This window comes from Stenotrophomonas sp. AR029, from assembly GCF_047520695.2.
GTDB classification, from domain to species: Bacteria; Pseudomonadota; Gammaproteobacteria; order Xanthomonadales; family Xanthomonadaceae; genus Stenotrophomonas; species Stenotrophomonas sepilia.
Genome location: NZ_JAXBQQ020000005.1, coordinates 155,595 through 168,835, shown reverse-complemented (window position 1 = coordinate 168,835; position 13,241 = coordinate 155,595). Strand labels below are relative to the sequence as shown.

The window sequence follows — 13,241 nt, the reverse complement described above, 5'->3', positions numbered from 1 at the left end:
GGAAAGGGTCCGCTTGCGGGCCCTTTTTTTATTCGTGAGAATGTGGGCTACTGGTGTCGCGTTGCGCATCTCATCGCCAAAGGGACGGATCTCTGATGGGCAAAGTTGTTACGGTCATGAACATGAAGGGCGGTGTGGGAAAGACCACAGTGGCGCTCAACGTTGCTGGAGCTCTTGGGTACTACAAATGGCGAGACAAGCCGACCCGAAAGGTTCTGATAATTGACTACGATCCGCAATTCAATTTGTCGCAGGCGTATATTCCGCCTGCAGAATATTTTCGCTTGGATCAGGAGCGAAAAACAATTCTCTCTGTTTTACAGGAGAGCGCCAAGGACCTTGATCCATACAGAATAAAGATCCCGGAAACTTCCCAGCCTCCTGGCGTGGGGGATTTAACTAGGGGCGTGTTTTCTTATGATAATGGTTCTTCGCTCAGCATAGTTCCATCTACACTTGATCTAATGTATGTGGCACTGGGGCGTGCTGAGACACAGATTTGTGTCATTGAAAAAAGATTCTCAAAATTCATCGATGAATGCAGGCGCACATTTGATCTTGTTGTGATTGATTGCCACCCGGCTGGATCGCTCATGACTAAAACCGCACTCGGCAATTCGGATCATGTTCTTATTCCTGTCGTGCCTGAGAGGTACGCAGTGCGAGGCATTGGTTTGATGCTTGACTTCATCGAGTCTAAGAAGCTGGGTGGGCATGGCCCTGTTCCTCATATTCTTTTCAATAAGGCTCCTCTAACTGGAAGTACTGTGGAGGAATTGACGATTCGTTCTGATGCTAAGTATTCTAAATATTGTATGAGAAATACACTGAAAAGATATAAGGCATTTTCCGAGCCGGAGGGTGGGAAGGGCTTTGTCTGGCACAATAAGAAGCCCCATAGTAAGAAGGCTCGCGCCAACCTCCAGAATGTGGCATTTGAATTGGCTGAAAGGACAGGGGTTTGGTAATGGCTAATAAAGATAGAGAGCGAATTTTTCGTGCTGCTATAGCTTCATTGATCTCGTCAAATCTCAGTGGCCGAGATCTTCAGAGGCTTGTAAAGTATTTGGATGAGGACTCATCATTTAGATATCGTTTTTTTGACCTACTGATGGAGGTTTATAAGTCAAGTCAATATGATGAAGATGGGAAGGTTAATTTTGAATCTCCCTGGGAGGAAGTATCCCCGCCCACCCCGAACTCTGATGGGTTGGTTGATCTAGTTTTGGAGATGCTAAGTCGGAAGCGTCTTCCGAAAAGAGAGTTGAAGGCACTTTTGTCTAAAATCAATCCGAGTTTCGATGTGATCGAATCGGATGACATGACCTCAAGGGAGATCATAAATTACTTCCTCTCAATTTCACCAACTAATGCTCGAAAATCTCTTCTGAGGAGTATCGGGCTCGATGTAGAGGATGATTTGTATCTCGGAGGGATTGCTGATAGACGAAGGGACTGAGCTATGAGTAATCAGCTTTGTGATGCTCTTTTGGCGGTGAGTTGGCAGGAGAATGTTGAGGCGTTCTGCCGAGAAGAATCGCATATTAAAGATATACATTCGGCTATCGCAAAGATTGCCATGCTGGCTCGTCAAATTCAGGTCGTGGAAGATGGTAATCCGGCATTGCCATTTGTTCACGAAATGCAGTTGTCAGGCCACGATGTGGTGCGTTGTATTTCGCTGTCACTTTATAAGCCTGCAGTATCGGCGATGAGGTCAATGCTAGAGTGCGCAATTTACTATTGCTATTTTAGGTCGCACCCAGTTGAGCTGAAGACCTTGGTGAGAGATGAAAAGTTCTACTTGTCGAAATCGGAAATAATTGACTATTTCCAGATTCATGTTGAAGGCTGGAAGAAGAAGCAATCGGCAATTGCGCTAGTGTCACGCTTGGATTCGTGGTATTCAAAAGTTTCGGCAATAATACACGGACAAATTCCTGGTCATTGGAATAAGTCACTAGCAATAAGTGATTCTTCGCATAGCGAAGAATTGCTGAGAGATACAGTTAGCCTGGCGGTGAATTGTGCGGACATTTCCAGGGATGTCGTGATTTGCTCATTTATGGATGAAGTTTGGAGGTACGTTGAGACGGATGCGAAGCGAGAACTTCTGCACGGCACATCTGCAGACTATCGAGAGAAGCTGAAGCTCGATAGGGCATGAATAGTTTCTGAATAATGCATGGGTTTTCTCTGTTTTGTTCTTTGCATCCCGGCCGGCCTGGCGCCGGCCGTCTGTGTCCGACAGTTCGCGAAAAATCCTCTACGGATCAGGCCTGGACTCTAAAGAACCCAGCTACTAAAAGCGGGGGCGTCGGCTCTCAAAAACAATGTCCCGGTGGAAATCCAGAAAGAAAAGCTGTTTATGGGAGAAAACTTCACGTCGAAGATGTTTATCCAAGTTTAGGCCGAGCCGACCTCGCACCTCTGATGGCAGCTCGCTCGAGACGAGAAGGCGACCATTCGACGAAAAGCTAATCCACCCATGATCAAAAAGCAGGTCCGCATGCGGAGCCAGCAATAGCCCATTCTCGCCATCAACGCGCTCGCTATGAGTGCTATCCGCCCATGGCTTGATGTGGCTCGCGCGAAGGAATCTCAGATCCTCAATGCCGGTCAGACGGCAACCCTTTTCAACGCCGATCAGGCGTTCGCGGAACAGGCGTTGCTTCGTCCGAACTTCGGTTTCGCGTCTTGCGCTCGTCGCGCCAACGTCATCGAATGCAGCATCGACTTCTGCTTGATCCGACTCACCCGCCGTGAGGCCCAGTGAAGCTTCCAGTGATTTCAAGCGGAACACGATCGCAGATCTAGGCTGCCCTTCTCGATCTGGCGTGCCAGGCCGAACGTAGGAGGACTGGCACATGAACCTACCAAGGTATCGGTAGGGCCGTCCCTTGCCCATCATCTGAAACACTACGAGCGTCTTGCCATCCTTAACGTGCTCGCCAATCGCTCGGTTGCCCGCCACATACTTCATGTCTCCGACTTGACCCTCGCCGAAGTAATGAAAGACCTCGTCGTCGTCCCAGAAGTCATGGTAGCCATGAGACGCGCCGGCCTCGCCAGTGAACGCGATGACTAGCGGATGCTCCTTGGGTGTCGAAATGCCGCCTTGCTGTTGCCCGCCAAATACACCGTGGATCTGCTTTTGACGGTTGTAGAGCGCGCCCACCTCGAATGGGAGTTCCATCCTAGATCCCTGTCCCAGAAGCTAAGTGCCCAGGATTCTAGCCAGAACTACGTTCCTTGTGTCATCAGTTGACGTGTTTGGCTGCTAGGACAAGGTGCAGATGAGGGGCTATTGGGACGCAGACCTAGGGCAGCGGTTCTCAGGTGCGCTCAGGTTCCTAATGCGTCTCTCTGGTGAGCCCCATCCATCTTTCCAGCGCTGTAGCTCCATTGCATCGCTTGCGACCGTAGACATAGTGACTATCAGAAGACTCGGCCCAGAGTTGTCCACGAACAGAACGGCATCGCCGCGTACGCTGATATCAAAGAAGCGTCTACTGGAATCATGCTTTCCGACGATGACGCCTTGGCAAGCCAATGCTTCGGCGAAGCTATCGGCTTCGGCCTGAAACAGGGCAAACTCCGAGTCAGTGAGTCTTGGGTAGTTCTCAAGACTCATTGTGGTGGCTGGCGCGTACGTCCCTCCAATGATCAATCCCGATAGCGCTGCCGTCGTCAGGGCAAGCAAAGTCCGGCTCGGCATAGTGAGGCCAGTGTTGGAGGCTAAAGGCTCAGACAGCGGCGAATACTTCGGACCGTGCATACGATCCGTGCATTGCGTTCGATGTGCGCAGCGAGGCGCGCTCTACTCCCGAACCTGTAACCGCTCAATAGCCTGCGCAGTCAACGCCACACACGCCATCTTCAACCCTTCCATCACCCGATCCCCGAGGTACTCCTCGGGCGCACCGTTCTGCCGGGTGCGCTCCGCAGCCAGCATCAGTTCCGCCACCACGCGCAGCCCGGCCAATGCGCAATCCGCGTCCGCCAGCTGGAGACAACGCCCAGGCAGTTGATGCCGCTCCGGCCATGGCTGACCATCCGCAGCTGCACCGGTGCCGATGCGATGCAACGTGGCGACGAAGGCGTTGGGATCGATGGACCGTTCACGCTCGGGCTCGGCGTTGTCCGGATCGTACTGCGCGTGCAGGGAACGGAAGTCCGATGTGTTCATGGCAATGCTCCGTACAGGACAGATAGCAACGCCACCGATGGAGGCGGCGGACGGTGCGTGTCTCGAAAACCGGTGAATACCCAATCCGGCGGGTCCGAGGACCCCCACGCACCGCCCGCCATGGATCGCGAACGGATTGCCAGCCGGCGCCATCCGAAGATGACGCCGACTGGCAAGCGCAAAGCACTGGGTATTCAGACGGGTTTTCGAGTCCCGCGCCACCTAGTGCGAGGTGGCACGCCAAGGTGTACTCGCATGGTTGCGAGATGCCAAGAAACCGTAGACCGCAGAGGCCGTAAATGCTGACGCTTACGGCATTGTTGCATGGAGCAGGCGTGGCAGAACCCTTGCGGTGCGGTGGTTTCGGCCGGTGTTAAGTTATCGCCGGAATGCGCATTGAAAAGCACGGTTTGTAGCTGTTCGGGATCCCAAAAGCGACACGTAGCCCACGGGGCCCATTCGCGTGGCGTGCCGATTGCGACACAGCTTAACTTTGCAGCGCCACGCCTGGCCGTGGCCACAGCGCATCGTCGCGCTCCAGGTCGTAGTCGCTGCCGAACGCCAGTGCTGCTTCGCGAGGCGGAAGGTCTGCGTAGCAGCCCAGCAGGTACTCATCCATGCCTGCGTCGCCATGATCGATGGCGAACAGGTGGAGAAGTTCCTTGTCGAACGCTTCCAGCCATGTGGGGTCGATCTTGGTCATGTCATCCTCCAGAGGGGAAAGGGAGGATGGCTGGAGCGCGTCTCAAGACGTGGGACGCATGCTTGACCAGGTTCGGAATCTCGCAGTGATCTGATTGCACCAGGCGCAAGGTCGGGGTAGAACGGGGCAGACTCGCTACGGCGCATCATAGCTATAGCTAAAGAAGGCGAAAGAGCATGGAAGCATTGAAGTCGAACCAGCCTGTTCCTGGCGAGTTCTTCCTCCTGATGCCTGATACCACGCGTGGGGGAAAGGGGCACGGCGTCGTGTTCGAGAACGCGAAGCGGCTGCGCATCCCGCCGCGCCTGATCCTGCGACCAGAAGAAGGGGGATTTCCCCCCATGGCGGAGAAGCCGCTGCTGGTCTACTCGGCAAAGAAGGGGAGCCTCCCGGAGGATCTGGAGGGGGGGCTGAGCGGCTATTGGATGGTCTCCGAACGATTACGCGGTGCTCTTGTGTCTGTAGATCCGGCTGGCTTCGAGCTTGTAGAGTGTGACTACCGCCTTGCCGATGGATCCAAGGGGCCGCGGTACTTCCTGTGTGATGTAACCCGTGAGCTCGATGCGGTGGACGAAGAAGCCTCGAAACTTCGGATCATCACTGACGCAGGCTATCGAGGTGGGAAGTTCTACGACCTTAGGGGCGGAGCCAGTCTGGCGTTCCGCAAGCAGGTCATCGGTCAAGCCAGAATATTCCGGACGCCTTACTCGGGAAACCTCGTCTTCTGCGACAGAGAGCTCCGCGACTCTGTGTGGAACGCTGGAATCGGTGGGCCGCGTGCATCGCGAGGCCTCTGGTTCACCGACGCGGCCAGCATCTGAGTCAGAGCTCTGAGGATCGGACCCTTGGGTGCCTTCTGGATTCGCTTCAACTGCTTACGAGCGACTTCGATTCACATTCACAGCGTGAGATGACAAAGCATGGGATCAACTTCCCCCCATCAGCCGCGCAAGGACGAGTTCTTCAAGCTACGACCGGATGCTACCCGTAGAGGGAAGAGGCACGGGGTGGTCTTTGATAACGAGGGCGCGTTGCTTGCGACTGCCAGGCTGATCCTCTTACCCGAAGCCGGTGGCTTCCCTCCGCTGCGTGAAACCCCGCGCTTGGTCTATCGGGAGCGGCAGGGTGTCCCTTTCCAGGACCTGGAAGGCGGGTTTAGCGGCTATTGGCGGGTTTCCGAGCGATTGCGCCAGGTCATGGAAGAGATAGACCCTGACGCGTTCGTTTTCGCTGATACCGACTACCGCTTGGAAGACGGTTCAAAGGGGCCAACCTCCTTCCGTTGCGACGTGGTCCGTACGCTGGATGCCTTGGATGAGGAAGCCTCCCAGCTCGACATCGTGATCAGCGATGAGTACACGGCAGGGAATACTACCGCCTGACCGGTGATGTCCGGCTGGCGTTCAAACGCGAAGTGCTGGGTCCGGCTCACGTGTTCAGATTGCCGTTCCATGGCGGGGTTCTCTGCGGCCGAACGTTCAAGGATTCGGTGGAAGCGGCCGGCATCGTCACAGCGAGGAGATCCAACGGGCTCTGGTTTGAAGATGTGGTGAACTGCTGAGTCGGCCCCACCGGCGCCAACCTCGACCTATGCTGCAAGTGTGCGGAGTACGGTACATGCCTAAATTTGGAGAGAAACAAGCACATGCCCACGTCAAAACGTAATCAGCCTGTGCCTGGTGAATTCTATCTGCTGATGCCCGACACGACCCGAAGGGGAAGAGGGCACGGCGTTGAGATCGAGAATGAGGGCGCACTGCTGACGCCACCCAGGCTGATCATCCGCCCTGAAAAAGGTGGTTTCCCTCCTCTGGCGCAGAGACCGCGCCTGGTTCTCGAACCAAAGCTGGGGGATCCACCGCAGGATCTCGAGGGAGGAATGAGTGGCTACTGGTTGGTATCAGAGCGCCTCAAGATGGCCTTCACCGATATAGATCCCGTTGCCTTTGAGTTCGTGGAGTGTGATTACGTGCTTCCGGACGGCACAGAGGGCCCAACGTACTACCTGTGCGAGGTTGCTCGCGAGCTGGATGCCGTCGATGAGGAAGCATCGAAGTTCCGGGTCATCGTCGATGAGGGCTATCCGGGCGGAAAGTTCTACGACCTTCGTGGCGGAGCAAGCTTGGCATTCAAGAGGGGCGTAATTGGGGACAGTCATGTCTTCAGGAGCCCGTACTCCGGCGATCTTGTGTACTGCGATCGCATGTTCCGGGATGCCATGAGGGATGTGGGAATCGGAAGTGACAGAGAAACGCGCGGTCTGAGGTTCAAGGACGTATTCAGAGTATGAGCGATTTTCACACTGCCTTACTGTCAGGTCCAAGTGTGATCGATGTAAGCTCTCTCACAGATCGCATTGCAAGAAGCCCAAAGGAAAACGACGATGGAACCTATGGCAATCAATGGACCTGAATCGGGAAGATTCTTTCTGTTTGCGCCGGACTTGGAAAGCAATCGTCCTTTCAGAGGAGCGACCTTCGAGAACGTTCAGGCGCTGCTGTCGCCACCACGGATAATCCTCAGGCCAGAGAACGGTGGATTTCCAGAGCTCCGGGAGAAGCCCCGAATTGTGTTCGATGCTTCTCAGGGGCCTGCGCCGCGGGATCTGGAGGGTGGCTTCAGTGGGTACTGGCTGGTCTCGGAGCGACTCCAGCGCGTAATGAACGCGCTGGATCCAGGCGCCTTCGCATTCGCCGAATGTGATGTTCGCTTTGCAGATGGCGCGCAGGGGCCACGCCACTTTCTGTGTGACGTAGTGAGAGAGCTGGACGCAGTGGACGAGGATCGTTCACGGCTGGATATCGAGATTGACGATGACTTCGTCAATGGCAAGTTCTACTCGATTGCAGGCGGGGCCAGCTTGGCCTTCAAGAACGATGCACTGGCAGGAGCGCATGTCTTCCTCACACCGTTCAGCACGTTCGTGATCGCTGATCGTAGGTTTGTGGATGCTGTGCATGCTGCTGGAGTGTCGGATGATCCGGAGTTGAGTGGAATATCTTTTATTGATGCATCAGATATCTGATTAAGTGCGGCTGCACGGAAGGAGCCTCCAGATGCCTCGAGTCGTTCCCATTTTTCAGCAACATCACGCCATCGAGCAACAGACGCTTGGCAATAGTCGCTTGCTCAAGGCTCTGGCTGATGCGGGTCGCTTCAACATCGATGCCGATCAGAACCTGATCAATATGCCCCACGACAAGGCGCTCGCGCAGGCCTTGGGGGTGTCACCTCACAACGGCGGACCGATTCGTGAGTATCGAATCGGATTGGAGGCCAATCTCGCCCGCCTCGAGAGAAGCCGGGATGGCCAAGCAGCGCTGGCTGGCGACCTGGAGGCAATGGATCGCATCGCTGCCAAAGTTCATCGGTTGAGCGACATTTCACAGGTCGGCTTGGTCAACGGAGACCTGCGGACGAACACTGCTTTAGGACAAAGCACAGATCAGGCACGTGCCCAGACGAGGGAGTTCTACAGGAGGCCCGAGGAGTACGCCCAGCAGTACTCTGGACAGCTGGAGCACCACCAGCAGTCTTCCGTTCTTTCCAGGCAATGGAGCGCCGTCACACCCAACGAGAGCCGCGTTGTATACACGCTCCAGCACTTTCAAGGATCCGGACAGCCGCTGATACGTGGCGGCAACATCGAGCTGCAGCGTAACGGATTGTCGAATGCTATCGCTGATGCCCATCAAGCCGGGCGTCTCCAGATGTCTCCGGGCGGCGTTCTTGTAGTTGAGTCTGTTCTTGGTGAAGAGGCCGCGTCACGCCTTCGTGCTCCGGTCGGGCAACGCGGCGGAGTTACCCTGGACCTCCTCCTCGGCGAAGCCTCCACCAGCCAACTGATCCGCTCCGGCGGCCTGCTCGCCTCCGGCGCCGACGCCGTCATCACCGCCCGCCGCACCTCACAGCTGCTGGAAGAAGGCAACGGCACCGCCGCCCAGTCTGAGCTCACCCACGCTCTGGCGCGCAACGGCGGTGGCTGGGTCGGTGGTATGGCTACCGCGTCGGTGATCGGCACGTCCAGCTTCGTCCCTGCGGCTATCGTCGCGGGCGATGCGCTGCTGATGAGCAAGGCATTCGACAAGGGCGCCGATCTGCTCGACAACCGCGCCGTCTACCGGCAGACCGACAAGGCCGATGTCACATGGCAGTTCGATGGCCGCAACTGGCAGCGCCAGGCGGTCATGGACAGCGCGGGCGATGGCCTGGGCAATCCGACTGAGCGCAGTGTGGGTGCCAGTTACGAGAAGGCCCGCGAGCTGGGCGCATACGCCCATGTAAAAGCGGTAGAGCTGGCGCTGGGCAAGGCGCCGCCGCCGCAGGATCCTTTCAGCATCCCGGCGAAGGACGGCGAGGGCCGTCTGGACAATCCCAACTGGCACCGTGATGCGCAGACCGAACAGTGGACGCGGCAGGTCAAGATCGGTGTGTCCGGTGCCAACGACCGGGGTGTGTATGAGACGCAGACCGCCAGCCCCGAACGCGCCAACGAGTTGAATCGCGAGGCGGTGCAGCGCATCGAGAACAACATCGCCAACGGCAAGGCCGCGATTGCCGCCAGCTACCTGGAGACCCGTGCTGCTACACGCGCAAGTGACTTCGTGCCGCTGGTGCCGGAGGCGGTGGAGCAGGCCCGTGCCAGGCCCGACGCCATCCAGGGCTCGGACAACCAGCTCTACCAGCGCGATGAAGCAGGACAATGGAGCCATGCTGGCCAGATCGCGCAGGGGAACATGGCGCTGGAGCTGGAGCTGACCCGCACCATCCAGCAGCCGTCGCTCGATCAGTTCAACCAGACCATTGCCGCATTGGAATCGCGGCCGCTGCCGTCTGCGGCGGAGGTGAACCAGAACGAGCTGCGCCACAGCTACTACGCTGCGGGCGTCGCACTAACCCCGGCGTGGGAGCAGGCCATTGCCCTGGCCACGGCACGCACGCGCGAGCAGCACGGCATTACGGGTCCCACGCTGCAGGAACTGGGGCCTGTAGCCGAGGGCAACGCGGGCGCGTCCCGGCCCATCACCCATTACCAAGTGGGTCAGGATGGCGTGGCGCGCGCCGTCGCGACCACCAGCACGCAGGAGCTGCAGGCCGCATGGAATGAGGTGCGGGCGCGTGCCAATGAGCAGGCGCCGGTGCCGGACTCGCCCGAGCTGCGCATTGCTGCGCTGTCGGCGGGTGAGCAGGAGGCATACCGGCAGGCAATGCAGGAGGCAAATCGGCTGGGTGCTGCGCAGGTGGATGCAGAACAGGCTGCACGAGCAGCCGCGCAGGTGGCACATGGTGACAAGCCATCTGAGCAGGGGGGAAATGCGGAAGTCCGGGATGAGGAGCCGGCCACTGCGCAGCCCGTCGTTTCTGCGGCAGTTGCGGCAGCGCCGCCAGCGATAGCGGTCACGCCACAGCCTACGCCTGCCCCTCAGGACAAGCCCGCGCCTCAGCGGTACGCCGAGCAGCGCGATCCGCCGCGGCGCGAGGCGGAGCCGCAACCTCAGCCCCATCCAAACAGCGAGGCGCCTACCGAAAACCGTATCGCCTCACAGACGCCGGAGCCCGCTGGGCCGATGCAGGCACAACCGGCCGCACCTGAGCGCGCGACGCCACATGTCGCCGCGCCTCTGGATGCGGCAACGCAGATGATGCCCACGCAGCGCACAGAGCAGGCATCGGAGCCGGAGCGGATCGCCCCGGTGCCTGCGGTTGCTCCCACTCCAAAGCAGGACATGGCAGTGCAGGAGGTCGAGCCGGTGCCGTTCAAGGAGCCGCTGCCTGCTGAGTCTGCGCGCGATCCATGGCCTTTGGAGCAGGAAACGGCACAACACGTGCCAGAGCCCGAACCGACTCCATCGGATGACCTCCAGCCCGTCACTGCGGCTGTCACTGTTCCTGCCGCGCCCACGATTGCACCAAGCCCTGAGCCAGCCGAACCCGCACCGGATGAGGCATCGGGCCCGAACCGGACGCTGCAGGACCCCACGCAGCCCGGCCATCCCGATCATGCGCTGTATCAGCAGATCCGCGAGGGCGTGGAAGCGTTGGACGCCAAGCACGGTCGCAGCTTCGATGAAGTCAGCGAGCGGATGACTGCCAGCCTTCTCGTACTGGCCAAGGACAACGACCTGGAACGGGTGGACCATGTGCTGGTGAGCAACGCTACGCGCGAACACCCGGCCGGGCACACGCTGTTCGTGGTGCAGGGCGAGCCAAGCAATCCGGCGCATCAGCGTGCTGCGATGCCGACCGAGCTGGCGGCGCAGACATCGGTGGAGGAATCACTGCAGCAGTTCGATGCAGTCAGCCGTGAAGCGCACCAGCGTGCGCTTGCCAATCAAATGGACCAGCAGCTGGAAGACCAGCGGGTGCAGCACGACATACAGATTCGTGCGGCGAGCGGGGGATGAGTAGGGCATGCACTGCACTGGCGACCTGGACGGAGGACTGAAGATGACGCCACATGGAATGCGCCGGATATGCATGCTCGCAGCACTACTCGTTCTTCTGGCTACCGCGTGCCGGCCCGATGCGGCTCGCGACGAAGGCTCGATAGCAGAGGCCCATCGTCCGGATCTGGTGCCGCTTGTGCGAGCCATGCCCACCTCGTCAATGGATGCACCATTGACGGTCGAGTTCGATGTGGCTGCTCCCAGCAAAAATTCCTCTCCAACGCTCATGATCGGCATTCGCGTTGACCGCACGGATAACACCGCGGCTTTTGGGGCACTGGCCGATGTTCGGGCGTCCGGGTTCCAGGCGAAGGTTTCCATGCAGCGCCTGGAATCGAGTGGATGGAAGGACGTGCCCTTGCACCGGCTGGAATGGGTCATTGGGGAACCTGCCAGAACAATTCCCATCCCCGCCGATGGTCGAGTGACAAATGCGTGGCTGGACGATGTTGACGTGCTGGCGCTGCAGAATGCTGGGCTGGAACGACCCGATGATAACTATGCACAGCTGGCCTTCGCATGGGCACGCAATCCATCGCCGGGCCGATACCGGGTTGAAGTGCAACTGCACTCCCCTCTGCCACAGCTTGAGCCGTTCCAGCCGGAACTGCTGGTTGCTTACTTGCGCAGGCCTAAATAAGGCAGCCTCGCCACCGCCGGTACGCTGAGTGTCACGGGTAAGTCAGCTCGCCATTCTGCCGATAGACGGGGATCGTATTCATCGGTCCCCCTCTCCGAACTGGACTGCGTAGACGCAGGCTCATGATGGAGGAGAGCTGCGCAGAAGCGTCTTTGGCTGTGATGACCCTCGGTGGGTCCCTGTCCGGGTTGAAGCCACTGTACGACCCGAATGAAGAGCGCCCGGACCTCCATCGTTCACGGCTGAACGCGATATCGTTCCAGAAGATCACGAACGCTGGTTTCCAGGCGCTGCCAGTCGCTCAGCATGACGCGTGCATAGTTCATCTCGATGGCGATGCTGTCGCCCACATCCACGATGGAATGGCGGCACATTGCGATCTGGCCTTCTCCGACGCGTTCAAGTGTCTTTCCCTGAACTACAAGTCCGTCAGGAATGCGGTCTGCCGGGTTGCAGCTGATGAACGTTGTCAGTTGGCCCTCCGCCGAGCGGGCCACATACCAGTCTGGCTCCATCCCCGGGTTGTGCACGTAAGGCCTGCCCAGCGCAGCCTCCGAGTCCTTTGCATAGGCTGCCATCAACGATGGGTCAATCGCATACGGCGTCAGACCCCAGCGTTCGGGTTGTGCAACGCGCAGCGCGAGGTTCTCTACCGGGTCCCTTCGCTCCAGTGATCCCGGTGCGCTGGTGGCCTCACTGCTGGACCGACGTGCCAGATAGTTCTGGATGGGAACGCGATCGATGTATCTAAGCTCGACCAGTACCTGCCGCCGGCTGTCCTGCGAGCTGCGCACCGGGCGATCACCGGGAGGCGCTGCATCGAAATCCGGCCAGAACACCGTGAGCATGACGCCCCCATCGGCCAGGGGGCCCGTCTGGTTGTAGTAGAGGTTGGCCGGGAACATGAAGCGGCGCGGGCCCACTCGTGCCTCTACGGGCTCCGTTGTATAGGTATGTCCACCCACCGTACGGGGGCTGGTTGCGGCTTCGGACATGGGGGGGTCGTTCGGGCCCGTTTCCGTAGATGGGGCTTTCGCGCAGGCGGTGGTGCTCAGCACCGCCACCAGGGCGAAGGAGGCAAGCCGGCAAGCCGGCGCTCTGCTCATGGGCGATTCCCTTGCATGACCGGAACGACTATAGAACGGTGGAATGGCAAGCTCCAGTCGTTGCCGGGACCTTGCTCACGCCCGGGTCCAGTACTGCACGCTGGCTCACATATTCAGCAAGTCGCGATCGGCGTCCTCTCTTCTTGCACCTGCCCCC

12 protein-coding genes and 1 pseudogene are annotated in these 13,241 nt (G+C 58.5%); 9 read left to right on the top strand and 4 right to left on the bottom strand.

Features of this window, described 5'->3' with window-relative positions:
- Window positions 1-95 precede the first annotated feature (95 nt).
- The 3 genes from ACM0PB_RS16210 to ACM0PB_RS16200 are packed head-to-tail and all read left to right on the top strand — an operon-like array spanning window position 96 to window position 2,167.
- On the top strand, window positions 96-968 hold the full coding sequence (locus tag ACM0PB_RS16210; protein ID WP_261728022.1) for a ParA family protein: 873 nt from the start codon (window positions 96-98) through the stop codon (window positions 966-968).
- Entirely contained in the window at window positions 968-1,459 is a 492-nt protein-coding gene (locus tag ACM0PB_RS16205; RefSeq protein WP_414604750.1) for a hypothetical protein, read from the top strand. The genes ACM0PB_RS16210 and ACM0PB_RS16205 overlap by 1 nt, the downstream gene beginning before the upstream one ends.
- Before the next feature lie 3 nt (window positions 1,460-1,462).
- Complete coding sequence (locus ACM0PB_RS16200) at window positions 1,463-2,167, top strand: hypothetical protein (protein ID WP_261728020.1); 705 nt, start codon at window positions 1,463-1,465, stop codon at window positions 2,165-2,167.
- 135 nt (window positions 2,168-2,302) lie between these two features.
- Here the strand turns inward: ACM0PB_RS16200 and ACM0PB_RS16195 are convergent, their stop codons facing one another.
- From ACM0PB_RS16195 to ACM0PB_RS16185, 3 genes are all read right to left on the bottom strand, one after another.
- Complete coding sequence (locus ACM0PB_RS16195) at window positions 2,303-3,196, bottom strand: HNH endonuclease (protein ID WP_261728019.1); 894 nt, start codon at window positions 3,194-3,196, stop codon at window positions 2,303-2,305.
- Between the two features lie 624 nt (window positions 3,197-3,820).
- Window positions 3,821-4,189: a hypothetical protein gene (locus ACM0PB_RS16190; protein WP_261728018.1), complete on the bottom strand. Its 369-nt coding sequence runs from the start codon at window positions 4,187-4,189 to the stop codon at window positions 3,821-3,823.
- Between the two features lie 487 nt (window positions 4,190-4,676).
- A complete protein-coding gene (locus tag ACM0PB_RS16185) occupies window positions 4,677-4,892 on the bottom strand; it encodes a hypothetical protein (RefSeq protein ID WP_414604749.1) in 216 nt (71 codons plus the stop codon).
- Window positions 4,893-5,068: 176 nt separating this feature from the next.
- Here ACM0PB_RS16185 and ACM0PB_RS16180 point away from each other — a divergent pair, with 176 nt between their 5' ends.
- The 6 genes and pseudogenes from ACM0PB_RS16180 to ACM0PB_RS16155 all read left to right on the top strand — a co-directional run bounded on the left by ACM0PB_RS16180 (window position 5,069) and on the right by ACM0PB_RS16155 (window position 11,978).
- Window positions 5,069-5,713, top strand: coding sequence for a DUF1629 domain-containing protein (locus tag ACM0PB_RS16180; RefSeq protein ID WP_414604748.1), 645 nt, complete (start codon window positions 5,069-5,071; stop codon window positions 5,711-5,713).
- A gap of 99 nt (window positions 5,714-5,812) precedes the next feature.
- Window positions 5,813-6,453, top strand: a pseudogene (locus tag ACM0PB_RS16175) (DUF1629 domain-containing protein).
- A gap of 84 nt (window positions 6,454-6,537) precedes the next feature.
- Complete coding sequence (locus ACM0PB_RS16170) at window positions 6,538-7,182, top strand: imm11 family protein (RefSeq protein ID WP_414604747.1); 645 nt, start codon at window positions 6,538-6,540, stop codon at window positions 7,180-7,182.
- Window positions 7,183-7,275: 93 nt separating this feature from the next.
- Window positions 7,276-7,917: a DUF1629 domain-containing protein gene (locus ACM0PB_RS16165; RefSeq protein WP_414604746.1), complete on the top strand. Its 642-nt coding sequence runs from the start codon at window positions 7,276-7,278 to the stop codon at window positions 7,915-7,917.
- Window positions 7,918-7,948: 31 nt separating this feature from the next.
- Window positions 7,949-11,296 carry an XVIPCD domain-containing protein gene (locus ACM0PB_RS16160; protein ID WP_414604745.1) on the top strand — a complete coding sequence of 1,116 codons (3,348 nt, stop codon included), beginning with the start codon at window positions 7,949-7,951 and terminating at the stop codon, window positions 11,294-11,296.
- A gap of 73 nt (window positions 11,297-11,369) precedes the next feature.
- On the top strand, window positions 11,370-11,978 hold the full coding sequence (locus tag ACM0PB_RS16155; protein ID WP_329953490.1) for a hypothetical protein: 609 nt from the start codon (window positions 11,370-11,372) through the stop codon (window positions 11,976-11,978).
- Window positions 11,979-12,214: 236 nt separating this feature from the next.
- On the opposite strand, the gene ACM0PB_RS16150 is transcribed toward ACM0PB_RS16155, so the two are convergent.
- Window positions 12,215-12,973: a hypothetical protein gene (locus ACM0PB_RS16150; RefSeq protein WP_329953491.1), complete on the bottom strand. Its 759-nt coding sequence runs from the start codon at window positions 12,971-12,973 to the stop codon at window positions 12,215-12,217.
- Window positions 12,974-13,241 lie beyond the last annotated feature (268 nt).